Annotated in this window: 20 protein-coding genes; 10 read left to right on the forward strand and 10 right to left on the reverse strand. The window is 60.4% G+C overall.

The window, feature by feature from the left end; genetic code table 11:
• Positions 1-434: 434 nt before the first annotated feature.
• Together GGR30_RS08830 and GGR30_RS08835 are read left to right on the forward strand one after the other, a co-directional pair.
• The gene (locus GGR30_RS08830; protein WP_183485073.1) at positions 435-1,649 is read left to right on the forward strand and encodes a multidrug effflux MFS transporter; all 1,215 of its coding nucleotides are present in this window, start codon (positions 435-437) and stop codon (positions 1,647-1,649) included.
• A 145-nt stretch (positions 1,650-1,794) separates the two neighbouring features.
• Entirely contained in the window at positions 1,795-2,397 is a 603-nt protein-coding gene (locus tag GGR30_RS08835; protein WP_138748803.1) for a superoxide dismutase, read from the forward strand.
• A 57-nt stretch (positions 2,398-2,454) separates the two neighbouring features.
• Here the strand turns inward: GGR30_RS08835 and GGR30_RS08840 are convergent, their stop codons facing one another.
• The 3 genes from GGR30_RS08840 to GGR30_RS08850 form a co-directional block, all read right to left on the reverse strand.
• Positions 2,455-3,084, reverse strand: coding sequence for a riboflavin synthase subunit alpha (locus GGR30_RS08840; protein WP_183485077.1), 630 nt, complete (start codon positions 3,082-3,084; stop codon positions 2,455-2,457).
• A gap of 103 nt (positions 3,085-3,187) precedes the next feature.
• A complete protein-coding gene (locus tag GGR30_RS08845) occupies positions 3,188-3,532 on the reverse strand; it encodes a TfoX/Sxy family protein (protein WP_183485080.1) in 345 nt (114 codons plus the stop codon).
• Between the two features lie 4 nt (positions 3,533-3,536).
• Positions 3,537-4,421, reverse strand: a complete 885-nt coding sequence (locus tag GGR30_RS08850; RefSeq protein WP_425488345.1) for an SDR family NAD(P)-dependent oxidoreductase — start codon at positions 4,419-4,421, stop codon at positions 3,537-3,539.
• 276 nt (positions 4,422-4,697) lie between these two features.
• Here GGR30_RS08850 and GGR30_RS08855 point away from each other — a divergent pair, with 276 nt between their 5' ends.
• The gene (locus tag GGR30_RS08855) at positions 4,698-5,918 is read left to right on the forward strand and encodes an argininosuccinate synthase (protein ID WP_183485085.1); all 1,221 of its coding nucleotides are present in this window, start codon (positions 4,698-4,700) and stop codon (positions 5,916-5,918) included.
• A 112-nt stretch (positions 5,919-6,030) separates the two neighbouring features.
• Here the strand turns inward: GGR30_RS08855 and GGR30_RS08860 are convergent, their stop codons facing one another.
• Positions 6,031-7,296, reverse strand: coding sequence for a multidrug effflux MFS transporter (locus GGR30_RS08860; protein ID WP_246413706.1), 1,266 nt, complete (start codon positions 7,294-7,296; stop codon positions 6,031-6,033).
• Between the two features lie 2 nt (positions 7,297-7,298).
• Positions 7,299-7,748, reverse strand: coding sequence for a MarR family winged helix-turn-helix transcriptional regulator (locus tag GGR30_RS08865; RefSeq protein WP_183485088.1), 450 nt, complete (start codon positions 7,746-7,748; stop codon positions 7,299-7,301).
• 171 nt (positions 7,749-7,919) lie between these two features.
• Between GGR30_RS08865 and GGR30_RS08870 the strand changes: the two genes are divergently transcribed.
• The 3 genes from GGR30_RS08870 to GGR30_RS08880 all read left to right on the forward strand — a co-directional run bounded on the left by GGR30_RS08870 (position 7,920) and on the right by GGR30_RS08880 (position 13,593).
• Positions 7,920-9,986, forward strand: coding sequence for a M3 family metallopeptidase (locus GGR30_RS08870; protein WP_183485092.1), 2,067 nt, complete (start codon positions 7,920-7,922; stop codon positions 9,984-9,986).
• 585 nt (positions 9,987-10,571) lie between these two features.
• Complete coding sequence (locus tag GGR30_RS08875; RefSeq protein WP_183485095.1) at positions 10,572-12,296, forward strand: type I secretion system permease/ATPase; 1,725 nt, start codon at positions 10,572-10,574, stop codon at positions 12,294-12,296.
• Between the two features lies 1 nt (position 12,297).
• Positions 12,298-13,593 (forward strand): HlyD family type I secretion periplasmic adaptor subunit, encoded by a 1,296-nt coding sequence (locus tag GGR30_RS08880; protein ID WP_183485098.1) that lies wholly within the window; start codon positions 12,298-12,300, stop codon positions 13,591-13,593.
• A 297-nt stretch (positions 13,594-13,890) separates the two neighbouring features.
• On the opposite strand, the gene GGR30_RS08885 is transcribed toward GGR30_RS08880, so the two are convergent.
• Positions 13,891-16,356: a calcium-binding protein gene (locus tag GGR30_RS08885; RefSeq protein ID WP_183485101.1), complete on the reverse strand. Its 2,466-nt coding sequence runs from the start codon at positions 16,354-16,356 to the stop codon at positions 13,891-13,893.
• A 1,931-nt stretch (positions 16,357-18,287) separates the two neighbouring features.
• On the opposite strand from GGR30_RS08885, the gene GGR30_RS08890 reads away from it, so the two are divergent.
• Both GGR30_RS08890 and GGR30_RS08895 read left to right on the forward strand, forming a co-directional pair.
• Positions 18,288-18,860 carry a UbiX family flavin prenyltransferase gene (locus tag GGR30_RS08890; RefSeq protein ID WP_183485104.1) on the forward strand — a complete coding sequence of 191 codons (573 nt, stop codon included), beginning with the start codon at positions 18,288-18,290 and terminating at the stop codon, positions 18,858-18,860.
• 140 nt (positions 18,861-19,000) lie between these two features.
• Positions 19,001-19,840, forward strand: coding sequence for a GNAT family N-acetyltransferase (locus GGR30_RS08895; RefSeq protein ID WP_183485107.1), 840 nt, complete (start codon positions 19,001-19,003; stop codon positions 19,838-19,840).
• 88 nt (positions 19,841-19,928) lie between these two features.
• Here GGR30_RS08895 and GGR30_RS08900 read toward each other — a convergent pair whose 3' ends face one another.
• The 4 genes from GGR30_RS08900 to GGR30_RS08915 are packed head-to-tail and all read right to left on the reverse strand — an operon-like array spanning position 19,929 to position 23,808.
• Positions 19,929-20,747, reverse strand: coding sequence for an SDR family oxidoreductase (locus tag GGR30_RS08900; protein ID WP_183485110.1), 819 nt, complete (start codon positions 20,745-20,747; stop codon positions 19,929-19,931).
• Positions 20,748-20,807: 60 nt separating this feature from the next.
• Positions 20,808-22,340 (reverse strand): tripartite tricarboxylate transporter permease, encoded by a 1,533-nt coding sequence (locus GGR30_RS08905; protein WP_183485114.1) that lies wholly within the window; start codon positions 22,338-22,340, stop codon positions 20,808-20,810.
• The gene (locus GGR30_RS08910) at positions 22,337-22,810 is read right to left on the reverse strand and encodes a tripartite tricarboxylate transporter TctB family protein (protein ID WP_183485117.1); all 474 of its coding nucleotides are present in this window, start codon (positions 22,808-22,810) and stop codon (positions 22,337-22,339) included. Before GGR30_RS08910 ends, GGR30_RS08905 begins: the two co-directional genes overlap by 4 nt.
• A gap of 20 nt (positions 22,811-22,830) precedes the next feature.
• The gene (locus GGR30_RS08915; RefSeq protein WP_183485120.1) at positions 22,831-23,808 is read right to left on the reverse strand and encodes a tripartite tricarboxylate transporter substrate binding protein; all 978 of its coding nucleotides are present in this window, start codon (positions 23,806-23,808) and stop codon (positions 22,831-22,833) included.
• Positions 23,809-23,931: 123 nt separating this feature from the next.
• Here GGR30_RS08915 and GGR30_RS08920 point away from each other — a divergent pair, with 123 nt between their 5' ends.
• Positions 23,932-24,705, forward strand: coding sequence for a FadR/GntR family transcriptional regulator (locus GGR30_RS08920; RefSeq protein WP_183485123.1), 774 nt, complete (start codon positions 23,932-23,934; stop codon positions 24,703-24,705).
• A gap of 1 nt (position 24,706) precedes the next feature.
• Positions 24,707-25,369: an RraA family protein gene (locus tag GGR30_RS08925; RefSeq protein WP_183485126.1), complete on the forward strand. Its 663-nt coding sequence runs from the start codon at positions 24,707-24,709 to the stop codon at positions 25,367-25,369.
• Positions 25,370-25,420: the final 51 nt, after the last annotated feature.

Raw genomic sequence — 25,420 nt, forward strand, 5'->3', positions numbered from 1 at the left:
CATGATCATCGCAATCGCACGAAAAATCCTAACCCTTGCAAACGCAATGCTAAGAGATCAGACCATGTACAAACCAGCCTGAACAGGTACAAAACGATACAGTTGCCAGGGCCAAATAGTGAGGGACAATCCCCCTTCAGGCACTCTCACAAAAAAACGGCCCTGGACCCCGGCTCAAGGCCGGGGTGACGGAGAACGGAGCGCAGGCCTGTCACATCAACAACAGGCTTTGCAAGCAGTTTGAAGGCGCCTTGCGGGGCGCCTTTTTCATTTTCCACGACAGGGGCATGCAAACCAAAAGTGACGATCGTTGACTTTCGTCACAAAGTGCGTATTAAACGTACGTGAACCCGCCAGCCCGCCACGGCACCTCCCGTCGTGTCACTTTGAAAATGCGGATGACTGGTCCCGTAGTTCGTCAGAAGACCTTTTCAATGAAACACGTGAATACGCTGACCATGGCGGTCGGGCTGGGCGCAATCACCGCGCTTGCCCCGCTTGCAACCGACATGTATCTCCCTGCCCTCCCCCTGATCGCCAACGACCTTGCCGCAAGCGACGGGGAAATTTCTTATTCCGTCATGACCTTTTTTGCCGGCTTCACCATTGGCCAGCTTTTCTATGGCCCGATCTCGGACAAGACCGGCCGCAAGCCGATGGTTTATGTGGCGGTAGCCCTTTTCATCCTCGGCTCGCTCGGCACCATGTTGTCGCAATCGGTCGAAGCCATGCTGGTCTGGCGCCTCATTCAGGGGCTCGGCGGCTCTGTCGGCATGGTGACCTCGATGGCCATGGTGCGAGACCTCTATACCGGTCAGACCGCAGCGAAACTGTTGGCGATCATCATGATGATCACGGGCCTTGCGCCGATCATCGCGCCGATCGTCGGGAGCCTGATCCTGCTCGTCTCGGGATGGCGGGCAATCTTCGCCTTCTTTGCGATCTTCGGTCTGTTCAGCCTCGCCTATATCCGTTTTGCGGTGCCTGAAACGCGCATGGCTGAGCTCAGGCAGCACAGCCGCCCCGGCCATGCCGTCATTCATTACGCAAGGCTCCTGACCAGTTCGCACTTCATCCCGTTTGCCGGCACGCTGGCGCTCGCACAGGGGGGCTTCTTTGCCTATGTCGGAGGATCGTCGGCGGTCTTCATCAACCTCAAGGGTCTGTCGCCGCAGATGTTCTCGCTCGCCTTCGGCGTCAACGCCATCGGCATGGCGATCGGCGCACAGGGCGGCGCGCGGCTGATCGGGCCGCTCGGCGCGCGTAATGTGGCGCGCATCGCCGCTTCCGCCTATGCGCTCTCTCTGATCGCGCTGCTTGGCATCGAGTTGACGATCGGCGCGAACCTCTGGGTGATGATGGTGTTGTTCTTCATCGCGATGACGGCGATGGGCGCGATCCTGACCAATTGCAACATGCTGGCAATGGAAGCCCACGGGCAGATCGCGGGCGTTGCGGCAGCGCTTGCCGGCGCTCTCGGATTTGGACTTGGGGCAGTCGGCTCTGGCCTTGTCAGCGCCTTTGCCGATGGTACGGCAGTGCCGCTTCTCGCGATCATGGCCGCGTTTGCGACGCTGGCTGCGCTCGTCGCGCTGACATCGTTCGGAAGCGAGGTGGTGCATCCCATGGCGCACAGGCAGCACCAATGAGAACCGGAACGCGCCGGCAGACGGCTTTGTTCCCCGTCGGCGCGCCTTTATTTTGAGGAATTTTCCGGTTGTCGACGGAGCTCTTCGTCCCTATGTATTTGGCAATCGCCAATTACCTATTCGGCTGCCAAAAGGAGTATTGAAGATGGCTTTTGAACTTCCGGAACTGCCTTACGCCTACGACGCGCTCGCCCCCTACATGTCGGCTGAGACGCTCGAATTCCACCACGACAAGCACCACAACACCTATGTGACCACCGGCAACAAGCTGGCGGAAGAAGCCGGCCTCGGCAACCTTCCGGTCGAGGAAGTCATGGTCAAGGCATACGGCTCCAACCAGCCGCTCTTCAACAATGCCGCACAGCACTTCAACCATCTGCACTTCTGGAAGTGGATGAAGAAGGACGGCGGCGGCACCAAGCTGCCGGGCGCGCTCGAAAGCGCGATTTCTTCCGATCTCGGCGGCTATGACAAGTTCAAGGCCGATTTCATCGCCGCAGGCGTCGGCCAGTTCGGTTCGGGCTGGGCATGGCTCGCCGTCAAGGACGGCAAGCTTGAAATCATGAAGACCCCGAACGGCGAAAACCCGGTCGTCCACGGCGCCAAGCCGATCCTCGGCGTCGACGTGTGGGAGCACTCCTACTATATCGACTACCGTAATGCGCGTCCGAAATATCTCGAAGCCTTCGTCGACAGCCTCGTCAACTGGGACTATGTCCTAGAACTCTACGAAGGCGCCACGAAGTAAGTCTTCGTCTGTGACGGATTGCGAGAGCCCGGCCTTAGCGCCGGGCTTTTTGCTTCTTCAGACCTTGCCGGCAAGCCCCGGCAGCACCCGCGCCACCGTGCGCTCGATCACATCGACCATCACCATGGTCTGATGATCGACCTCGATGTTCAGACAGTCGCCGGCCTTGTAGCGGGAAAACGTCGTCTGACGCAGCGTCTCGGGAATGAGATTGATGGTGAAGAGGTTCTCCTCCACATCGGCCACCGTCAGGCTGCAGCCGTTGACCGCCAGAAAGCCGCGCGGAAAGACGTATTTCGCCCAGTCTTCGGGCACGCGGAAGCGGATGAAGGCCTTGTCCTGGGCGGTCGAAATCTCTTCCAGCACCGCCGTCGTCGCCACATGGCCTGCAATCGGGTGGCCGCCGTTCTCGTCGGTCATCTTGGCCGAACGCTCGACATTGACACTCTGCCCCGCTTCAAGGTTTCCAAGATTGGTGCGCTCCAGCGTTGCGTTCATCGCGTCAAAGGTGACGTTCTGTCCCTCAATGCCGGTGACCGAAAGGCAGGTGCCCTCGATATTGACGCTGGCGCCGAGCTTCAGGTCGACAAGCAGGTCATCCGTGAAGGTGACGGTAAAGGTCTTGCCGCCCGGATAGGCAGCGATATCCGCAAGCGGACGGACGGCCTGGACAATGCCGGTATACATGGGTCTTGCCTCTTCTTATGCGATCGGCGGTGGCGGCAATATGGCCAGCGGCAGGAACGAAGGCAAGAGCGCCCGGCGGCAACACACTGTCCATCGAGAGCGCTCAGGCCTTCGGCGGCAGCGAGAAGGCGTTTGCGAGCGCAATCGACACCCACTCGTCGAAAACCGGATCGGCCAGGTCATCGGCATCGAGGTAATAGAAGCCGCTCATCTTTCGTCCGCCATGGACCATCGGTTCCGGCTGCCCCAGGCGCGCTGCCGCCTCGGCATTATCCTTGCCGACGCGAAAGAGAAAGCGTCCCTCGCCGGCCTTGCTGCGACTGGCGGCGGCGACCATGTGACCGTTGACGAGAAAGCAGAGCCCGCCGAACATCTTCTTTTCGCTGACACCTTCCAGCCCTTCCAGCCGGTGGCGCAGACGGGCCGCCAGTTCCTCGTCGATCGCCATGGCCTCAGTCTTTCAGCTCCTTCGGCGTGCCCGACAGAAAGTCGATGAAGGCGTGGTAGTAATCGGGATGCCAGCGCGACAGCGGCGGTCGGTTTTCAACGATGTCGCCCATCGCCCACATCATCCGCTTCTCGTCCGTCTCCCGGTCCACCTCGCCATCCGGGCAGAGAATGTAGAAATCGCCGGCCTCCAGGCTTTTCAGCATGAAATCGACCGTCTGCTCCGGCGTCCAGGCGCCTTCCGGCTTCTCGGTGCGCCCGCCTGCCGTCAGCGGGGTGAAGACGAAGCCGGGGATCAGGAGATGCGCCTCGACCTTGCAGTTCTCCCGGTTTCTCAGATCATGCTGCAGCGCTTCGGTGAACGCCTTCACGCCGGCTTTCGAGACATTATAGGCCGGGTTGCCGGGCGGCGTGGTGATGCCCTGTTTCGAACCGGTATTGATGATCAGGGCCGGTTCGCCATGCGCGATCATGCCGGGGGTAAAGATGCGTGTACCGTTGATCACGCCCAGAAGATTGACGTCGATGATCCGGTCCCAGGGCATCTGCTTGCCGAGAATATCGGTTTCGGGCTGGATGCCGGCATTGTTCATCAGCACATTGACCTTGCCGAAGGCCTGAACCGCGGCGCATTCGAGTTCTTCCAGCGCAGAGAGGTCGGAAACATCGGCGGCATAGGTCAACGCCTTGGTGCCCTTCTTCTCCGCAAGGGCTGCCAGTTCCGCGCCCGCCGCCTTCAGCTTCTCGCTCTTCATGTCCGCGATCATCACATTCATGCCGAGACCGATGAAAGCCTTGGCCGCGGCGAACCCGATGCCCGAGGCTCCCCCGGTGATAACGGCGGAATTGCCTTCCTTCAGCGCGGGGTGCTGCGCTTGTTTCTGGCTCATGGTCATCCTCCCATTGTCGTCAGGCAGCCTTTCGCCACCCCCGAACCGACGCCCATTCAACAAGGGCCCGGTCCTTTTATCGCGCATGTCGACTTCACCGGAACACGCGCCGGTTCTTGGCTAACTGTTTTCGAGTTGAACGGCACTGTCAATCTGCAAATTCGCCGAGACGACAAGTGCAAAGTCGCCTTCCGCACGGGTTTTCCTTGCGTGGCGCTTGAAAGCCGCTAAAACGGCTCGAAACATGCCAAACAGCAGATGGACTTGATTAAGACAATGGCAACGCACAAAGACGTCAAGAAGGTCGTGCTCGCCTATTCCGGCGGCCTCGACACCTCGATCATCCTCAAATGGCTCCAGACCGAATTCGGCGCTGAGGTCGTGACCTTCACCGCCGACCTCGGCCAGGGCGAGGAACTGGAACCGGCCCGCCTGAAGGCGGAACAGGCCGGCGTGAAGGAAATCTTCATCGAGGACGTGCGCGAGGAATTCGTCCGCGATTTCGTCTTCCCGATGTTCCGCGCCAATGCCGTCTATGAGGGCGTTTACCTGCTCGGCACGTCGATTGCCCGGCCGCTGATCTCCAAGCGCCTGATCGAGATTGCCAAGGAAACCGGCGCCGACGCGATTGCCCACGGCGCGACCGGCAAGGGCAATGACCAGGTCCGTTTCGAGCTCTCGGCCTATGCGCTGAACCCCGACATCAAGATCATCGCGCCGTGGCGTGACTGGACCTTCAAGAGCCGCACCGACCTTCTGGAATTTGCCGAACAGCACCAGATCCAGATCGCCAAGAACAAGCGCGGCGAAGCGCCCTTCTCCGTCGACGCCAACCTGCTGCATTCGTCTTCCGAAGGCCGCGTGCTGGAAGATCCGGCCATCGAGGCGCCGGAATATGTGCATATGCGCACCGTCTCGCCGGAAGCCGCCCCCGACAAGCCCACGATCATCAAGATCGGCTTTGAAAAGGGCGATGCCGTTTCCATCAACGGCGAGCGCCTGAGCCCGGCGACGCTGCTGGCCAAGCTCAACGACCTTGGCCGCGACAACGGCATCGGCCGTCTCGATCTGGTCGAAAACCGGTTCGTCGGCATGAAATCGCGCGGCGTTTACGAAACGCCCGGCGGCACGATTCTTCTGGCCGCGCACCGCGCCATGGAAAGCATCACGCTGGACCGGGGCGCCGCGCACCTGAAGGACGAGCTGATGCCGAAATATTCCGAGCTGATCTATTACGGCTTCTGGTTCTCGCCCGAGCGCTACATGCTGCAGGCGGCCATCGACAAGAGCCAGGAACATGTGGAAGGCGAAGTGACGCTGAAGCTCTACAAGGGCAATGTGATCGTCACCGGCCGCGAAAGCGACAAGTCGCTCTATTCCGAAGCCCTCGTCACCTTCGAGGACGACCACGGCGCCTATGACCAGAAGGACGCTGCCGGCTTCATCAAGCTGAACGCCCTGCGGCTCAGAACGCTCGCCAAGCGCGACAAAGGCTGATCTCGCGATCAGACGCCCGGATTTGCAGAAAGGCGGGGCCACTGGCTCCGCTTTTTTCTTGTTGCCGGGTGGCGTATCCGTTCGGGCATTTGCCGCAATCGGTCTTCGCCGATCAGGCAAGCGGTTCGGAGGCCTGGACGTCACCTTTCGGCGCTTCGTGTTCCACCGCCAGATGCGGTCGTTCGGCAATGCAGAGCGAGACATAGCTCAAGACCGCTATCGCACCCATTGTCGGCACGACAACCTGAAGGGCGAAGACGGGCGAGCCGATGGCCGCGGCAATAATGCCGGTGACAAGACCTGCGCCCATTTGCATGAAGCCCATCAGCGCGGAGGCCGAGCCGGCGATTGCCGGGAACGGCAGCAATGCCGCGTTCATCGTATAAGGCATTACGAAGGCGATGCCGAAGGCGAAACTTGCGACCGGAAGCATGACCGAAAGATAGCTGATCGGCAGGAACTCGATCGACACGGCAATTGCGGAAGCGCCGAAAGCGATGAAGAGCAGCCCGACCCTGACCAGGGAGCGGGAGGAAAAACGGCCAAGGGCAAAGCGGAACACCACGGAACCGACGAAATAGGACCCGGTCTGCAGCATCATGCCCACGCCATATTGCGACGGCGTCAGGCCTGCGACCTTGATCAGCACGAAGGGCAGGATCGAGGCCAGCGCGTAAAGCGTGCCGGCAGAGGAAGCAATCAGAAGCGATGCGGCCATGAACCGTCCGCTTGCGAGAAGGCGGCCATAGGCCTTCAGCAAAGGCAGCGGCCGCGCCTTTTCTCGATCCGGCACCACGGTCTCCGACATCATGGTGATGAGGATGGCGGTGGAGGCCGCGCCGAAACCCGCCATTGTCAGGAAGATCGCCTTCCAGTCGAAGACGGACAGGATAAGGCCCCCGATCGTGGGCGCGATGGCCGGGCCCACGGCGAGCACGATGCCGATCATGTTCATGATGCGGGCCGCGGGCTCGCCGGTAAACTGGTCGCGGACAATGGCGCGCCCGACGGTCAGCCCGGCCGAGGCGCCGATGCCCTGGACCAGCCTTCCCAGAAGCAGCGAATTCACATCCCAGGCGAAGACGGCGAGGAGGCTGCCGATCATGTAGACCATCAGGAAGCCGATCGCCGTCTTCCTGCGGCCGAAGGCGTCTGCAAGGGGCCCTGCGACCAGCATCGCGAAGGCGAACCCGCCGAAGAAGACGGAGAGCGACAGCTTGATCGCGGCATCCGTCGTGTCGAAGGCGATCGCAAGCGTCGGCATGGCTGGGGTATAGATGGCGAGCGAAAACGGGCCGAGCATGGTCATCATCGCGCCGATCAGGCTGGAGCGCCGCTCGCTCATCTTCGGCGTCGGTTGAGTCATTCCGTCAGTCATGGTCATTCCTGCAAGCGCTGCGAGAAATTGCCGCGCATGGTCTTCAGCGCGGTTCGCAGCATCTGTTTTTCTTGGTCGGAAAGGCCCTCCTCAACCTCTTCGATCAGTTCATCGGAGTGGCGCCGGATTGCGGATAAAACCGCGCCCGCGCGCCTGGTGGTGTGAATGCATTTCGCCCGACCGTCGTTCGGGTCGGAACGCCTTTCGATCAGTCCCGCCTTTTCCAGCCGATCAAGGTAGCGCGAGAGCGTCATCGGCTCGATGCCGAGTTCCTCGGCGATCTCGCTTTGCCTGGCGCCCTTGCGCGCGGCAATGCGCGAAAGCGCGCGCGCCTCGCCCGGTGTGACGCCAAGGCCCGCGGCGCCGATCCTGCGCTCGAAGGCGGCGCGGAACAGGCGTGCGACATCCGTCAGGAGGAAGCCAAGACGGTCGGCGTTGATTTCGCTATCCATCGAAAACCCGGCAAATGCAATTTAATAAGCTTTGCTTACTATTTCCGCTGACGATCATCAAGCCCCGCTTTTTTCGATCGCAGCGAGACAGCCCCTTGTCAGAAGACCGGTGATGGCTCACACATCGAAAAGCCGCGCTTGCGGACAGGCATGAGAACGGGAATGACGGTTATGGCAGACGCAAAAGAACTCAATCCGGCACTGACGACCTGGGACGGGGCTTTGGGCCTGCCGCATTTCGACCGGATATCGGACGATGACTTCGCGCCCGCCTTCGAGCGGGCCATGGCCGACCATCTCGCCGAGATCGATGCAATCGCGGACAATTCCGAGGCACCGAGCTTCGTCAACACGGTGGAGGCCCTGGAAGTCGCCGGCGACGCGCTGTCGCGGGTCGCGGCCATCTTCTTCACCCGCGCCGGCGCCGACACCAACCCGGCGATCCAGGCGCTGGAGCGCGAGATCGCGCCGAAGCTTTCGGCGCATTATTCGAAGATCGGCGCCAACAAAGCGCTGTTCTCGCGCATCGACGCGCTCTGGCGGGGCCGGCAGTCGCTTGGACTGACGCAAGAACAGGCAATCGTGCTGGAGCGCCACTGGAAGGGGCTTGTGCGCAGCGGCGCCCAGCTTGCCGGGGACGAACAGCAACGACTTGCCGCGATCAACGGACGCCTCGCCGAGCTCGGCACCCGGTTCGGCCAGAACGTGCTCGCCGACGAGAGCGACTGGGCCATGTTTCTGACCGAGGACGATGAGCTTGCCGGCCTTCCCGACTTTCTCACCGACGCCATGGCGGGCGCTGCCGCCGAGCGCGGCCGGCCGGATGCCCATGCCGTGACATTGTCGCGCTCGATCGTGGAGCCGTTTCTCACCCTTTCGTCGCGGCGGGACCTGCGCGAAAAGGCTTTCCGAGCCTGGACCGCCCGCGGCCTTTCCGGCGGCGAACATGACAACCGCGAGGTCATGAAGGAGACGCTGGCGCTTCGGGCCGAAAAGGCGAAGTTGCTCGGCTACGAGAATTTCGCGGCCCTGAAACTCGACAACACCATGGCGAAGACGGCCGACGCGGTGGATACGCTGTTGATGGATGTCTGGGAAAAGGCCGTGGGCGCTGCGGGCGAAGACGAGAAGGAGCTTCAGGCGCTGGTCGCCGAAGAGGGTGCCAACCACGAGATCGAGGCTTGGGACTGGCGCTATTACGCCGAGAAGCTCAGGACCCGCAAATTCGCCTTCTCCGAGAGCGAGGTGAAGCCTTATCTGCAGCTGGAAAAGATCCTCGAGGCCTGTTTCGCGGTGGCCGGACGGCTGTTCGGCATCTCCGCCGTCCACCGTCCGGATATCGTCGCCTATCACCCGGATGTCCGCGTCTATGAGATCCGCGACGACAAGGACGAGGCTTTCGCTATCTTTCTCGGCGATTATTTCAACCGCGCCACCAAACGCTCCGGCGCCTGGATGAACGCGCTGCAGAGCCAGCACAGGCTGACGCTTCCAAACGGCAGCAAGGGCGAGCTGCCGATCGTGATCAATGTCTGCAATTTTGCCAAACCGGCCGAGGGCAAGCCGGCGCTGTTATCCCTTGATGACGCGCGCACGCTGTTTCATGAATTCGGACACGCGCTGCACGGCATGCTGTCCGATGTGACTTATCCGTCGGTCTCCGGCACCGGCGTCGATCGGGATTTCGTCGAACTGCCCTCACAGCTTTACGAACACTGGCTGACCGTGCCCGAAATCCTGCGCGCCTACGCCCTCAACTACCGCACCGGCGAAGCCATGCCTGACGCGCTGATGGAGAAGGTGCTCAAGGCGGCCAACTTCAATCAGGCGTTCGCCACCGTCGAATACACGGCCTGCGCCCTGGTCGACATGCATCTGCACACGGCAGAAACGCCGCCGGCCGACCCCGTGGCCTTCCAAGACGGCGTGCTGAACGCCATCGGCATGCCAACGGCGATCGCCATGCGCCATGCGATACCGCACTTCCTGCACATCTTCTCCGGCGACGGCTATGCGGCAGGCTACTATTCCTACATGTGGTCTGAGGTGCTCGACGCCGATGCGTTCGAGGCATTCGAGGAGACGGGCGACGTCTTTGATCCGCAAGAAGCAGAGCAATTGCGGAAGGAAATCCTCTCAAGGGGCGGCTCGGTGCGCGCGGAAGATGCCTACCGCGCCTTCAGGGGAAAGATGCCGAGCCCGGATGCCATGCTGCGCGGACGCGGTCTGATATCCTGATGCGAATCCAGTAAAGACTGTGCGGCAGAAGCCCCTCGTCCCGGCGCTGCCGCATAATCTCCAGCAATATCTCCGGCCTCCTTTTTTCTGCTCCGTTATGCAGAGCAGGCAAAGACTTTGCTTGCCATGTCTCGCCAGTGCCGCTCCGTCAGGCGGGAGATATTGAGGCCTAGCAGGCGGATGCTGATCGGCGTCCGCAGATTGCTTCAAGGCCCCCAGCGGTTCCCGATCGCGTCAAAGAGCGGCCGCCGGAAGGCTTGCCGGTAAAGCCTGTGGCAAGCCCGCCGACTCGCCAGGGTCGCGGTCCCTGGAGCGGCACTCGCTATGCTCTCAAGCTCCATCTGAATTGATCCTCTTCTCCGCACAGACGGCCACAGAATAGCCATGACTTCGGCACAAGAAAGCACGTCATGGTTGTTTTCAAAGCCTTGCCTATCGTCATGGTAAAAGCCCCGCCAGACCGTTAAGCCTGATCGCCATCGTCGGCGAAACAAAAGACCGGAGTTTGATCCGAACGGAACACGGGACTGTGCTTGCGACAGGACCGTTTTGACCGCTGGCTTTTCCTGACGTGAGGATGTGTCGATGTTGAAGAAAAAACCCAATAATAACAAAGAACTTCTGACCGCGATCGGTGTTTCCTACAGAGCGCTGGGCGGCGTCGCCGTCTTCAGCGCCGTGGTCAATATCCTTGCCCTGACAGGCACGCTTTTCATGCTGCAGGTCTATGACCGCGTCATTCCCAGCCATTCCGGGGCGACGCTACTGGCGCTGTTCGCGCTCGTTGTCCTGCTCTATCTGCTGATGGGCATTCTCGACAATGCCCGCAGCCGGGTGCTTGCCCGGATCGGCGCCCGGTTTCAGGACCGGCTGGACGAACGGGTGTTCCGGATCGTGCTGAAGCAGTCGCGGCTGCCGTCCGAACGGCAAAAACCTGCCGTCGCGCTCAACAGCCTGGGCACGATCCAGGGTTTTCTCGCCTCGCCCCTGCCGGGCGCGATCTTCGACCTGCCCTGGGTGCCGTTCTTTCTGACCATCATGTTCGCCTTCAGCATCTGGCTCGGGCTTCTGGGCATTGCCGGCGCAATCATCGTCGCCGCGCTGGCCGTCGCCAACCAGTGGCTGACAAAGCGAAAAAACGCAGACGCCTACAGAATCAGGCTCGAAGCGGATGCGGAAACGGAGCGAACGCGCAAGCAGATCGAGACCGTTCTCGGGCTCGGCATGGTCGGCCCGTTCCTCACGCGCTGGAAGGGCCTGCGGGCCACTTCGCTCGATGCCAATCTTGCGACCTCCGACATTTCCGGCCGGCTGACCTCGGCTTCCAAGGCGGTGCGCCAGTTGCTGCAGTCCGCAGCCCTGGGCCTCGGCGCCGTCCTCGTTCTTGCCGGCGACTTTCATGCCGGCGCGATGATCGCCTGTTCCATCCTTCTCGGCCGGGCGCTGGCGCCGATCGAACAGGTGATCGGCCAATGGGGCCTGATCCAGCGCGCATGGGAGGCCTGGAAGAACCTCTCGGTCCTGTTTGAAACCATCGAGGACGAAACACAGCATATGCCGCTGCCGCGGCCCGAGGCGCGGATCGACGTCGAGGCGGCGAGCGTCGTGCCGCCCGGCGAGCGCAAACCGGTTCTGCATGCGATCACCTTCTCGATCACGCCCGGCAAGGCTCTGGCCGTGATCGGACCCTGCGCCGCGGGCAAATCCTCGCTGGCGCGGGCGCTCACCGGCGTCTGGCCGGCAGCGGCAGGCATCATCCGGCTGGGCGGCGCGGATATCAATGAATATCCGCCGGACACGCTCGGCCGCTATCTCGGCTATCTGCCGCAGACCGTGACGCTGTTTCCGGGAACCGTGGCGCAGAACATTGCACGTTTCGACGAAAATGCCGATCCCGCGGCGATCGTACGGGCAGCGCAAAAGGCGGAAGCGCACAAGATGATCCTCAACCTGCCCATGGGCTATGACACCGTTCTGACGGAAGGCGAAAGCCTGCTTTCCGGCGGGCAACGCCAGAGGCTCGGCCTGGCGCGCGCGCTCTACGGCGATCCGCTGGTTCTGGTGCTCGATGAGCCGAATGCCAGTCTGGACGATGACGGATTGCGGGCGCTGAACGGGGCCATCGCGGAAGCCAAGACCGATGGCCGCGCCGTCATCATCATGTCCCACCGCCCGTCTGCGCTGGCCGAATGCGACGAGGTCCTGGTCCTGGAAAAAGGCCAGGTCCGGGCCTTTGGTCCGCGCGACGAGGTGTTGAGCCGCATCACCGGCACGCAGATGCCGAACGTGGTCGCCGGAGGAGCAAAATAAGATGTCCGAGAGATTGTCACCGAAGAAATTCCTCGTCACGGGTTTCATGGCGCTCGCGCTCGGCCTCGGCGGCATTGCCCTCTGGGGCGCGGCCACGCGCATCAACGGAGCGCTGATCGCCGCGGGCCAGGTTGAAGCACAGGCGCGCCGCCAGGTTATCCAGCATCAATATGGCGGCATTGTCGCGAAGATCGACGTGCATGACGGCGAAAAGGTCAAGGCCGGCCAGCAGCTTGTCCTGCTTGATGACAGCGAACTCAACGGTCAGCGGATGATCCTCAACCGGCAGATCTTTGAGGCGAGGGCCAAGCTGGAGCGGGCGCGCGCGCAGGCGCAGGGCGCGGACGAACTCGCCTTTTCCCCCGCGCTTGTCGCCGAGGTAAAGGCCAATCCCGACTATCAATCCGTTCTGGAGGATGAACGCAAGGTGTTCGACGTCCAGGCGGAATCCAATGCCCTGATGGCGCAGCAGCTTGCCGAACAACAGACGCAGGCCAATGCCGTCATCGCAGCCAATCGCGAACAGATCGCCGCGTTCGAGAAGGCGCTTGCCATCGATGATCAGGAGATCGACCGCTATCAGGGGCTCCTTGACCGCGGTCTGGCCCAGGCGAACAGCCTTTCCAGCATGAAGCACGAGGCGGCAATGGTGGAGGCCGAGATCGCGGATCTCAAGGCCGAGATCGCCGAGGTCAACGGCAAGCTCGCCGGCTATGCCGTGCAATTGCTGAGAGTGAAGGCCGATGCGCGCCTTGCCGCGCAGCAGGAATATGCCGAAACCCAGCCGCAGCTCGCGCAAATGGAAGAGAAACTGAATGTCATCGAAAAGGAATATGACAGGCTTTCGCTGCGCGCGCCCATGGACGGGACGGTTTATGACCTGAAGGTTTTCACCATTGGCGGCGTCATTCAGCCCGGCGCGGAGGTGGCGGCGATCGCCGCGGACGACGAGCCTCTCACGCTGGCGCTTCGGGTTCCGCCCGCCGAGATCGACCGGGTTTCGGTCGGACAGGAGGCGATCGTCAAGCTTCCGAATTTCGACAGCCGCTCCACGCCCGAGCTTTTCGGCACCGTTCGAACCGTTTCCGCCGATGTGCTGACGGAGGAAAGGACCGGCACCCCCTATTTCCGGGTCGAGGCCACGCTTGCCCCCGCCTCCGAGGAGGAAGCAGAAGAGCTCGGGATCAAGCCGGGAATGCCGGTCACGGCCTTCATCCAGACCGGCGCCCGCAGCCCGGTCTCCTACCTGCTGAAACCGATGAGCGACTATTTCGACATGGCTTTCCGCGACGATTGAGCGAATTTCCGCGAAAACCGAAGGCCCCACCCCTGCGGCACCGCCCGGCGGTGTCCGGCTTTGGCCGTTGGGACGAAGATGGAAGAAGTGCTGATGAGGCGACCCGGATGCCCGGTTCGAACGGATGCCGGGCGCGACCGCCCCGACCTGAAACTCCCGTTTGCGGCCAAAGCCGCAACACTTTCAAGACGGACCCGTGAGATGGACCCGAAGGGCGAACACGGCACAGGTCGCCTTCCATGCGAAGCGGCGCGGACCGGCTTCCGGTCCGCGCCGCCATTTCCCAAATCCCCGCCGTCAGGCGAAGATGAAATCGCTTTCGGCAAGTTGCTGACCGGCGGCAAGCGCGATATCGATCTCGTTTTCACCGGCCTTGATCACCGCACAATAGCCGAGGTCCTCGTCGGCGGGGTTGTAGTAGAGATGGCTTTGCAGCTCGTTCCAGCTGTCGAGCTCGGCAATCTGGCTCAGGTCGATCTTGTCCTTCGACAGGGCAAAATCGAGGATCTTGTCGTGGCCGAACATCGCTTCAAAGACGAACGTGTCACTCTCAGAGCCACCGTAGAGGCTGTCATCACCTGTGCCGCCATTGATCGTGTCGTTTCCCAGCTCGCCATAAATGAAGTCGTCTCCGGCGCCGCCATAAATGGTGTCCCTGTCAAACAGGGCAGGCCCCATGATAGAGGATTGACCGTCTGCAGCCTTCGTGCCTCCACCATAGATGATGTCGTTGCCGTCACCGCCATGGATGATGTCGTTGCCCGCATCGCCATAGATAAGGTCATCTCCTCTGCCGCCATCAATCATGTCGTCACCGCTGCCGGCATAGATGCGATCTTCACCGCGTGAGCCAAAGATCCTGTCGTGGCCGCCAAGCCCGAAAACATCGCTTTTCTTGGGATCATCATCTATGTCATGGGTTGGATCCAGTCCGACTCTTTTTCCGGCATAGATGATATCACTTTGCTCCGTTCCCAGTGCAATGGAGTAACCGCTATAGCCTCCTCCACCTTGGATAATGCCGCTATTGCCAAATGAAGCGACAAAATCGCCATTATACATGGATTTATATAGATTATTCCAGCTATCATAGACTCCTGATTCTCTGAAAGACTCCATGAAACTTGAATCCCCGTTTATTTGCTTTGCCTCTGCAAATGATTGCCCCTCAGACCAAAATTTAAACACGTCGTACTCTTTCATATAGTAGATGCCGGACGCCAGGATAGAATTCAGCAAAGCCATCTCGGCTGCAAAATATCCGGCATCTCCTGGTCGCAGGGACTGCCCGTGTTCATGCGCGATTTTGGAAATTTCAGGTACGACATCATTATCCAGACGAATTTCTGCGACTGTATGACCACCGAGGTAAATCCCCAGATACTGCGTGGGACTTCCGACAACTGAAAAACTATAGCTCCCTTTGTGTGAATTCTGATTTTCAAACCACTGGACGAAACTGTCCTCTCTCGGATCGAAATCGCACACTTGCAAATAGGTCTTTGTGTCCGCATGGAAACTATAATCGTGGCCGTGGTTACCACCGTGGAGGACATATTCGCCGACGCGGATCAATTGGCGCATTCCCATAGTCAACAGGCCAGCTCCGGGGACCGAGCCAATAACATCCTGCAGGGCGTAGGCAAATGTAATCAAATTCCAGTCCGAGTCAGGCGCAGCTGATTCCACAATGATGTCCTTGCCGGTCAGCGCCATCGACATGAATGTGTCGTGCCCTTCGCCGCCCCAGGCGTCAACAATACCGGACCGCCACCCGTCCCCGAATGAGAACGTCAGGAAGTCGTTTCCGTCCTCGCCAAACACCATGGCGTTTCCGCCTTTTTCATACGCAATATTGTCATTGCCGTTTCCGCCCTTGATGATGACATTCCATAGGTAGTAATTGTCGTTATTTGCAGGTTTCGATGAGGTCCCACAGATAACAGCGTGATCATCTCCGTCGCCAAGATCAAAATAGGCAAATGGCATTTCGCTGGCATTCTCGGAACGCAACCAGTCATCGCCAGCACCCATTTCTGCTTGGATGGCGAAATCTGTATCGCGATCATCTATACGAAGGTAGTCATATTTACTTCCAAATGTTATTTTTGCGGCGTATGTATTCTTTCCAACAAAAAATTCATTATAATTATGGTAAGTTCTGAGATTACTTATTCCTTTAATATTTGAATGATAATTAACTTCTAAGTAATGAATATATTCATAAAACCAGTCGCGCGAATAATCTACATCTTCAATAACCAACGCAACGTGTTTGTCGCCTTCGATGGTGCAACTCATCCAGATGCCATATCCCGGCATACTGCTTCCGCCACTTGCATATGTGGATTTTGTCACCTCGAAATCGTCATCATAGACGTCATAGGCGGCGGTACCGGCATAACCACCAACTGTCTGAGCTTCGGCGAATGAGGGAAGCGCCAGATCGCCTGTGCCGGTCTGCCACGCGCTGCGGGATCTGCCCTCAAACGAAAACGTATCGGGTTGCGCCGTCAGCACTGAACCATCGACGGGGACGACCTGCCGGGCCTTCTCGTCATAACCATCCGCATTCGACGGAAGCGCCGCCGGATCGGGAGCAAACAGGTCGCGTGCGTGATGCTGCCGGACCTCGTCATCTTGCGCGGCGGAAGCATTCCCCTCGGCATCGCCGATCATCTCCAGGTATTGGGTTTTGTCCTTGCCCTGCGTCGACCTGGTCTGATCTTCACCAAGAACATCGATCCAGAATTGGTTTCTCATCTTCGTCTCCTCCCGAGCCCGCCAGGGGTTCGGCTATTCTTTTCCCCGCTCTTGCATGCAGCCTTCCTTCTCGGATTTCCTGCGGCTGCGAACGCGGTGTTTTTTGCCAGGGAATGAGGCCCTGTCCCCCTGCGGTCCTTGCACGACACATGGTTCCTCCCCGTGCCTGACGGGCGACCGCAGAAGCCCGTTTCCGCAAGAGCCGCTCAAGGCCCCGCGGATTTCGTCTTTTGTTTCATGAATGTCCGGATTTAACCGGCAGACGCCGTCAGGCGCGTCACGGCGGATGGCCGCTCAGACCGTGCCCCCGGATTTCGGCGCGCCTGTCGCTGCCGGGATCGTCAAAATGACTGTCCCGGCAGAGTGAACCTGCCGATTTCGTGGAAGCATGAGGGGAACCTGCCACACGGGCAAGGTCCTGAAACGCAACAGCGTCGGAAGACAAGCCGTGGTTTCGGTTTACGGTAATTTCAGCAAAGACGGATGATGATTTTACGTCCGTTCTTGCGTGAAAACGAGAAGATCGAAGCCCGCTCCGATTGCGAAACAAGCCGCCGATATCCGGCAAGACCGAAGCGGGTTCTTGCCCGGGTATGGCGCGAGGAAGGAAGTAAACGCCTATGCTTGCCCCGCCGGGAGCATGGACCACGCGAGCGTTTTTCATTTCAACCTGCCTTCGGAAGGCGGGACCGCAGGGAAACCAGGGGTTCCCGCACACTTCCGTCCGCCTCGCAGGCGCAGGCAGAGCCTCAAATGCGACATCTGCCGCTCCCGGCTTTCCGGAAACAGATGAAAACCAATGCATCTGCTTTCGCCGAGGTTGTAATTTTCTACATATACAACTTTTATCAAATGGTCAAATTAATTTTCAAACTACAACGATACCGCGCTGTTCGGGCGGTTTGAACGGAAAGCGCTCTTCCGGAAAAGTGTCGGCCTAAAAGGAGGACACGTTCACGCCCGCTCTCAAGACCCGTGAGCCTCTGGCCTAGCCGACAAGGAGCGGGACCAATGCGGCAACAACCACGGTTGCGGCAACGTTGTAGTTCGCAGAACGACAAAGAAGTCTCAAGGCTTCGCCCCTTCAGATCCAACCGACGGCAGCAACATCTGATCAAGCTCGACGCCCGCTATGCTCAAAGCCACAAGGAAAGCGATCAGTGCAACCACAACCCAAAATGGTTTTCGGTTGTAGACCGGCGTTGGCCTGAAACAGTAGGAACACGTCTTCGTTCCGCACCGTAACTCATGGTGACATGAACATTCGAACAGTCTGAGATTCTTCAACGTCTAGCAACCCGATCCTGGCCCAGCCGCCGCCATAGACATGCTGGCATTTCCATCCCACTGCCGAAGACCGGTCCATTATTATCGCTGTGGACAGTGTCGACGACATTCAACTCTGAATGGTCATATATGAACGATACATGAAACGCCCGCCTATCACGTTTGGTTCCCGAAAAAAAAGTGAAATTTTTCCCCTAACAACAACTACTTCGCTGACAGCGCTACCGAATGCACACCAGCAAATAGAGGCGCGGCAAGGCCGCAATTACTCATAGTGATGTATACAATACGAGTACCATAGATTGAAGTCCGTGACTTTTGCGAACGAACGGAGAGGCTTCGCGCGACGCAATCTTCGATACAGAATTACATGTCTTCTTGAAAGAATGTTGCCCGAACCAAAACAGGTGCTATTCGCGTGAATAGCTTGGAATCGCGTCCTGCGAGATCGGTTCACAATTTGGTGAGATCTCTACCTCTCCTGCAACGACACCCTGTTCATTCCGATCCATGCGCTTTGTTTTTCTGGTTGCGCGTCTTTCATTGTCTTTCGCCATTCTGGCCGCACCGGGGATCGGCTATACGTCTTTTGAAACAGGCGTGTCTGATCGCCCTTTCTTTTCTCTTGTTCGGGATTGACCAGCATGAGCGATACCACGCGACTTCGCCTCGTCATCGGCATAAGCGGCGCCTCAGGCGTCATCTACGGGCTGCGCGCCCTCCACCTCCTACGCGGGCTCGGTATCGAGACACATCTGGTGATGACGGCATCGGCGGCGGTCACGCTCGGTCACGAGACCGACCTGAGCCTCGCCGACGTCCACGCCATGGCCGACGCGGTCTACGCGCCGGAGGATATCGGCGCGGCTATCGCCAGCGGCTCATTCCGCACGATGGGCATGCTGGTCGCGCCCTGTTCCGTCCGCAGCCTCTCTGAAATCGCCACCGGCGTTACGTCAGGGCTCCTGAGCCGCGCCGCCGATGTGATGCTGAAAGACCGGCGCCGGCTTGTGCTGCTGGTCAGGGAGACGCCCCTTCATCTCGGCCATCTGCGCGCCATGACGCAGGCAACGGAGGCCGGCGCCATCATCATGCCGCCGGTGCCCGCCTTTTACGCCAAGCCCGAAAGCCTCGACGACATGGTGACCCAGACCGTGGCCCGCGCGCTCGACCTCTTCGGCATCGAAAACGACCTCGTCCGTCGCTGGGGCGAGTGAACCTGCCGACTACGAAGGTTGACTGCCGGCAATCGCGATCGGGCTTTCAAAGCCCCTCTGCCGGTCGTATGCTCATGCCCAGAAAAGCCAGTCCCGGCGAAGAGAACATCCGCCCGGAACCAGAACAGGAAGAGACCGTCATGCAGCCTGAGATCCGCGTTCTGGAGCTTTGCGAAATCGAGATGCTGATCGGCTGGGCCGCAGCGGAAGGCTGGAACCCCGGTCTTGCCGATGCAATTCCCTTCCAGGCGGCCGATCCGAAGGGCTTTTTCGGATGCTTCGTCGACGGCGCGATGGTTTCCGGCATTTCCGCCGTGGCCTATGATCAGGGTTTCGGCTTCATCGGGCTCTACATCACGCGAGCGGATATGCGCGGAAGAGGTTATGGGCGGCTGGTCTGGGAAAGGGCGACCGCCTATCTCGGCAACCGCCTTGTCGGGCTTGACGGCGTGCCGGAGCAGCAACCGAACTACGCCCGCATGGGATTTGCAGCCGATTACGGCACGGCGCGCTGGAGTGGCGTGATCGACGCCTCGCTCTGTTCCGACCAGGCCGACAGCCGGAAGGCGGAAGCGGCTGATCTCGAGCGTATCGCAGCCTTCGACGCGTCATTCTTCCCCGCCGCCCGGCAGCCGTTCCTCAAGGCCTGGCTTGAAGTCGCGAAAAGCGCACGGCTGATCGAAAAGGACGGCGAGATTTTCGGCTACGGCGCGGCGCGAAAATGCCGTGACGGCTACAAGATCGGACCGCTTTTCGCCAAGACGCCGCAGGCGGCCAAGGCTCTTCTGGCGGGGCTGATCGCGGATATCGGTAGCCAGCGGCTGGATATCGACGTCCCCGTGATGCAGCTCGGCTTCATCACCTGGCTTGAGGCTGCAGGCCTCACGCGCGGTTTCGAAACCGCCCGCATGTATCGCGGCGCAAAGCCCGACCTGCATATGGCGGGCGTTTTCGCCGTCACCAGCCTTGAACTGGGGTAAGCGCGCCGACAAACCATCAGGGGCGGCGGTCGTCAAAACGGCCGCCGCCCCTTTTTTTGCTCGGAGGGTAGAACGCTTGCTCTTATGCCTACCAGGCGGTGAAGCCGCCATCGACGACCACATTGGAGCCGGTCATGTAGGAGGAGGCGTCGGATGCGAGGAAGCGGATCACGCCGTTATACTCATCAACCTCGGCCTGACGGCCGAGCGGCACGCGCTCCAGGAAGGCATCGATGAATTCCTTGTCGTAGGAACCGGTCTTCACGCCGCCAAACGAGATGATGTTGCAACGGACCTTTTTGGGCGCCCAATAGGTCGCAAGATAGCGCGTCAGGTTCAACAGGCCCGATTTCGATGCCGCATAGGAGACAGCCTTGACGAAGGGCACGCCGTCGCGCTCCAGCCGGTAGGCATAAAGCGCCTGGTTCGGCGAAACCATGCCGTACATCGAGCCGACATTGATGATCGACCCGCGCTCCTTCTCTGCCATCTTGGTGCCGACGACCTGGCTGGTGAGCATCACGCCGGTGAGATTGGTGTCGATGATCTCGTCCCAGTATTTCTGCGGATAGTCCTCGAAGGGGGCGTTCTGATCGGCGGAACCATCGGGCTTGGAATCGATGCCCGCATTGTTGACGAGCACATGCGGCACGCCCCAGTCGGCGATCAGCTGATCGGTCGCGGCCTGAAGCGCCGCCTTGTCGGTGACCGAGGCCTCGTAGACCCTGATCCGGTCCTCGAGGCCCGGAAATTTTTCCGCGAGCTGGGCCTTCGAGAAAGGCCGGCGCGAGTAGATGGCGACCTTGGCGCCGGCCTCTGCCAGCGATTTCGAAAACTGGGTGCCAAGCTGGCCCAGCCCGCCGGTGACGACAATGATACGACCTTCAACGGAGAACATCTTGTCCATGGTTTTTCGTCCTTTCAGAAGGGTGGTGTTTGAATTGGCGGCGCACCCGCCGGGATGGAGTTATTGCGGGTTTTGCACCGCGTCTTTTTCGTCCGGCACGCCGCGCCGGAAATAGAGGATCGACCGGACAGCGGTCGCGACCAGGATGAGGCAGACGACCACGCCGAGGAAGGCGGCGATGGGGCGCTCGAAGAAGCCGAGAAGATTGCCGCCCGATATCTGCATCGACATGATGAAGTTGCGCTCCAGCACCGGCCCCAGAACAAGACCGAGAATGACGGGGGCGATCGGAAAGCCGTTGCGTTCCATCAGATAGCCGACCACGCCGGCAATCAGCATGACCCAGACGCCGAACAGCGTGTTGTTGACCGCGTAGGAGCCGAGGAAGCAGCACACCAGAATGATCGGCACGATCACCGAGCGCGGGATCGACAGAACGTGACGGGCGAGCTTGATCGCGGCAAAGCCGAGCGGGAACAGCAGCAGGTTGGCGACAAAAAAGCACATGATGATCGCCGTCGGCATGGAGGGGTTTTCAACAAAGAGCCTCGGCCCTGGATTGACGCCCTTCATGAACAGGACGCCGACGGCAATGGCGGTGACGGCGTCACCCGGAATGCCGAAGACGAGCGCCGGGATCCAGGCGCTGGAAAGCCCGGCATTGTTCGACGAGGTCGATTCGATCAGCCCCTCCGGATGACCGGTTCCGTATTTCTCCGGCGTCTTGGAGAACCGCTTGGACATGCCATAGGCAATCCAGGCCGCAAGATCGCCGCCGATGCCCGGCAGCGCGCCGACAGCCGTGCCGAGCGAGGCGCCGCGCACGAAGGAGAACGGATATTTGCGGAACAGGCCGAATATGCCCTGGAACGGTACGATCTTTCCGAGCTTCGGCATTTCAGCGCCGCTGCCGGTCTGGCCGGTGGTGAAGCCGCGAAGGATCTCGGAAAAGGCGAACATGCCGATCATGACGGGGATGAAGGAGACCCCGCCCATCAGCTCCATCTGGCCGAAGACGAAGCGCGGCGCGCCGGTGGTGATATCAAGCCCGACCGTGGAGATCAGCAACCCGATCAGCAAGGAGGTGAAGCCGCGCGCCGCATCGCTGCCGGAGACCAGCGCGCAGGTCAGAAGACCGAGCACGGCCAGCCAGAAGAATTCGAAACTGGAGAAATTGAGAGAGATCTTCGCCAGCAGCGGGCCGGTGACGAGCAGGACGGTGGCGCCGACAAGGCCGCCCATGGCGGAAAAGAAGAAGCCGATGGAAAGCGCGGTCGAAGCCTTGCCCTTCAGCGTCATCTGGTAGGATTCGTCGGTGTAGGCTGCGGAAGCCGGCGTTCCGGGAATGCGCAGGAGCGTGCCCGGCATGTCGCCGGCCGAGATTGCCATGGCCGTCGAAGAGACGATCAGCGCGATCGCCGGCACCGGCGCCATGTAGAAGGTGACCGGCACCAGAAGCGCCGTCGACATGGTCGCCGTCAGCCCCGGCAGCGCGCCGATGAACAGCCCGTAGACGGCGCCAAGCAGGATGGCGAGCAGCACATCCGCCTGAAAGACGATCGAAAGGGCCTGAAGCAGGGTATCGACGCTCATGATAATATCCCTCCCAGAAGGCCGGCGGGAAGCGGCACAAGCAGGCCTTTTGAAAAGCCGACATAGAGAAGAAGCACGACAGTGGGGCTGACGATCACCGTCACCAGCCAGGATGCGCCCATCAGCAGCATCAAAACGGCCATGTAGATGAAGGCGTAGAGCGGAAAGCCAACGCTTTCGAACAGGAAGATGCCGAGCACGAGGCCGGCAAGCGTCCAGAAAGCCGCGAGCTTCTTGCGCATCGGCACATGCCATTCGGAGAGGTCGACAAGCTTCTGCCCGCCGCCGGCGATGAAGGCGCCCATGCTGATGGCGATGCCCAGTCCTATGAAGCCGATGCCCACCAGCGTGGGCATGAGGTCCGCACCGAAGCGCACGCCCGGAACCGTGGGGAGCTTCGTCGCCCCCACGATTACGGCCGCTCCGAAGAGCGACAAAGCGGGCCCGGTAATCCGGTCGCTGATTTTCATGTCAGTTCACTCCGACGACGTTACTTCGCCAGACCCAGAACCTTCATGGTCTCGGCAAGACCTTCATAGTCATTGTAGACGGTCTGCTTGAAGGTCGCGGCGTCCTGATAGGCGACGGAGAAACCGCGCGACGACATGAATTTCTGGAACTCGGCGTCATCGCAGATTTCCTGAAGCGCGGCCTCAAGCTTCTCGACCGTTTCGGCCGGGAGACCGGCCGGACCAGCAAGACCGCGGAATGGCATCGGCGACCACTGGACGTCAAGCGCCTCGGTCGTGGTCGGGATATCGGGGAAGAGCGGGCTGCGCTCATCGGCGATCAGCGCCAGTGTCGCAACTTCGCCGGCCTCGACCAGCGAACGGGCTTCGGCGGGCGATGTGGAGACCACGTCGATGGCGCCGGCGGCAAGCTGCTGCAGCGCGGGCGCTGACCCGTCGGAAGCAACCCAGGGGCTGGCGTCCGGCGCGATGTCGAGCTTGTTGAGAAGCCCGGCCCAGGCAAGATGCGAAAGACCGCCGCGATTGGCGCCCGAAGCGGTGATCGTGCCCGGGTTGGCCTTGACGTCATCGATCAGCGCCTGAACACCGTCATAACCGGCGTCGGCCTGAACATTGATGCCGATCGCATCGGCATTGTAGCGGCCGATATAGTCGTAGCTGTCCGGATTGACGCCCGGCAGGCCCTGCGTTTCGTACATCGTGCTTTCGATGGTGATCACGCCGATCGTGTAGCCGTCCGCCTTGGCGTTGGCGATGGCCGAATGGCCGACAAGACCGCCGCCGCCGGTGCGGTTGACGACATTGAAGGGCTGGCCGAATTTTTCTTCCAGGTCAGCGGCAACGGCGCGCGCGGTGGCGTCGGTTCCGCCGCCGGCGGACCACGGCACGATCACCGTAACGGCGCGCTCCGGCCATTCGGCATGGGCAGCGCCCGCGAGCCCGAGAAGAGCCGCAGCGGCAACCGTGGTGTGGACAAGTGTCTTCAGAGTGGATTTCATATCTACCTCCCGTTGTGAGTCTTTCTTCGAACCCGCTTCTTAGGCGACCCCGCAGTGACATAACACTTGACTTATGACTCATGACATAAGTATTGTCAACCGAGCGAAAAGGAAACGGAACGCATGATGAGAACCGAAGCCGAAAAGGCGAATGGCGGACTGCTGAAACGACGCGAGCGGCTGCATTCGGAAGTATCGTCCATTCTTGAGAGCCGCATTCTGAACGGCGAGCTCAAGGTCGGCGACCGGCTCGATTCCGAAAGCGCCATCGCCAACGAATTCGGCGTTTCCACCCGGTCGGTTCGCGAGGCGATCCAGGTACTGGAGACAAAGGGGCTGGTGCGTCGCCGCCATGGCGAGCGCACGGAAGTGGTGCGCGATGATGTCGACGGCTATCTCGAAACGCTGGCCGTCACCGTGCGCCAACGGTTCTCGACCGATCCCGACTATCTGCTCCAGCTCATGGCCGTGCGCCGGATGATCGAGGCCGAGGTTCTGGAAATCCTGACGGACCTTGAAAGCCCGGTGACGCCGGAGATCGAGGCTGCGCTTCAAGCCATGCGCACCGCGCGTGACGAGGGCGATTTCTCCGGCTTCGTCAATGCCGACGCCGCCTTCCACCTGGCGCTGGTGCATGCGACCGACAACCAGGTGCTGCAGCACATCTATGACAATCTTTCCGGCCTCATCAACGAAGTGATGCACATCTCGAGCCGCGTGCCGACCAAATCGCTCGACGAGGCCTATGCCGAACACGCCAGCATTTTCGACCTGATCATGGCCCGCGACAAGGCCGGGTCCAAGGCGCTGCTGCGCGCGCAGATCGACAATTCCGCGGATTACCTGCGGCAGGCGATCGAGAAATCAAACCAGAAAAAAGCCAGAAAAGAGGAATGAAATGGCCGACTTCGATTATTCGGACACCGACTGGGAGGCGATCGAGCGTCTGAAGAAATGGTATTCCGGGGATATTCATGACAGCATGGAAGCGCTCGGACTATGGGGCTGCCTGGAAGGCATCTCGCTGCTTGGCGCGCTGGAGGCCGGCGATGTGGTTTGCGGTCCCGCCGTCACCGTCCTGTTCGAACCGTCAGACCGCAAGGGCGAGCCGCAGGACGTCTATCACAATGCCATCGACAATGCGCCCAAGGGCGGCATCATGGTCTGCGACGCTTCCTGCGCGCCGGGCTCCTGCTCGGGTGAACTGATGAGCACCGGCGCCAAGACCCATGGCTGCGCGGCAACCGTCGTCAACGGCACGGTGCGCGATCTCGCCCAGGTGCGCGCGCTCGGCTATCCGCTGTTCGGCACCATGCCGAGCCCGATCGGCGTGACCGGCAAGAAAGAACCGAAAAAGAGCCAGGTGCCGCTTAAGATCGGCAAGGCGACCGTCAGGCCCGGCGATGTGATCTTCGGCGATGTGGACGGTGTGGTCGTGATCCCGAAAGAACACCTCAAGGCGGTTGCCGACCAGGCCGACGCGCTCGGCAAGGAAGAGGCAACCAATCGCGACCGCATTCTGGCGGGCGAAAAGCTGCAGGCCATCTGGCCGGCAGAATAAGAAAACTCTCCCTCCCCCATTGGCCCCGGAACGCGTGCCCATTGCCGTTTC

The sequence above is a fragment of the Martelella radicis genome, from assembly GCF_014196625.1.
GTDB lineage: Bacteria > Pseudomonadota > Alphaproteobacteria > Rhizobiales > Rhizobiaceae > Martelella > Martelella radicis.

Excerpts from the sequence above, each read along its gene's own strand:
- GGR30_RS08910 (WP_183485117.1), bottom strand. The coding sequence starts at position 22,810 with ATGAAAATCAGCGACCGGATTACCGGGCCCGCTTTGTCGCTCTTCGGA.
- GGR30_RS08925 (WP_183485126.1), top strand. The coding sequence starts at position 24,707 with ATGGCCGACTTCGATTATTCGGACACCGACTGGGAGGCGATCGAGCGT.
- GGR30_RS08855 (WP_183485085.1), top strand. The coding sequence starts at position 4,698 with ATGGCAACGCACAAAGACGTCAAGAAGGTCGTGCTCGCCTATTCCGGC.
- GGR30_RS08850 (WP_425488345.1), bottom strand. The coding sequence starts at position 4,421 with ATGAGCCAGAAACAAGCGCAGCACCCCGCGCTGAAGGAAGGCAATTCC.
- GGR30_RS08865 (WP_183485088.1), bottom strand. The coding sequence starts at position 7,748 with ATGGATAGCGAAATCAACGCCGACCGTCTTGGCTTCCTCCTGACGGAT.
- GGR30_RS08895 (WP_183485107.1), top strand. The coding sequence starts at position 19,001 with ATGCAGCCTGAGATCCGCGTTCTGGAGCTTTGCGAAATCGAGATGCTG.
- GGR30_RS08830 (WP_183485073.1), top strand. The coding sequence starts at position 435 with ATGAAACACGTGAATACGCTGACCATGGCGGTCGGGCTGGGCGCAATC.
- GGR30_RS08885 (WP_183485101.1), bottom strand. The coding sequence starts at position 16,356 with ATGAGAAACCAATTCTGGATCGATGTTCTTGGTGAAGATCAGACCAGG.
- GGR30_RS08920 (WP_183485123.1), top strand. The coding sequence starts at position 23,932 with ATGATGAGAACCGAAGCCGAAAAGGCGAATGGCGGACTGCTGAAACGA.
- GGR30_RS08915 (WP_183485120.1), bottom strand. The coding sequence starts at position 23,808 with ATGAAATCCACTCTGAAGACACTTGTCCACACCACGGTTGCCGCTGCG.
- GGR30_RS08880 (WP_183485098.1), top strand. The coding sequence starts at position 12,298 with ATGTCCGAGAGATTGTCACCGAAGAAATTCCTCGTCACGGGTTTCATG.
- GGR30_RS08860 (WP_246413706.1), bottom strand. The coding sequence starts at position 7,296 with ATGACTGACGGAATGACTCAACCGACGCCGAAGATGAGCGAGCGGCGC.
- GGR30_RS08890 (WP_183485104.1), top strand. The coding sequence starts at position 18,288 with ATGAGCGATACCACGCGACTTCGCCTCGTCATCGGCATAAGCGGCGCC.
- GGR30_RS08905 (WP_183485114.1), bottom strand. The coding sequence starts at position 22,340 with ATGAGCGTCGATACCCTGCTTCAGGCCCTTTCGATCGTCTTTCAGGCG.
- GGR30_RS08835 (WP_138748803.1), top strand. The coding sequence starts at position 1,795 with ATGGCTTTTGAACTTCCGGAACTGCCTTACGCCTACGACGCGCTCGCC.
- GGR30_RS08875 (WP_183485095.1), top strand. The coding sequence starts at position 10,572 with ATGTTGAAGAAAAAACCCAATAATAACAAAGAACTTCTGACCGCGATC.
- GGR30_RS08870 (WP_183485092.1), top strand. The coding sequence starts at position 7,920 with ATGGCAGACGCAAAAGAACTCAATCCGGCACTGACGACCTGGGACGGG.
- GGR30_RS08845 (WP_183485080.1), bottom strand. The coding sequence starts at position 3,532 with ATGGCGATCGACGAGGAACTGGCGGCCCGTCTGCGCCACCGGCTGGAA.
- GGR30_RS08840 (WP_183485077.1), bottom strand. The coding sequence starts at position 3,084 with ATGTATACCGGCATTGTCCAGGCCGTCCGTCCGCTTGCGGATATCGCT.
- GGR30_RS08900 (WP_183485110.1), bottom strand. The coding sequence starts at position 20,747 with ATGGACAAGATGTTCTCCGTTGAAGGTCGTATCATTGTCGTCACCGGC.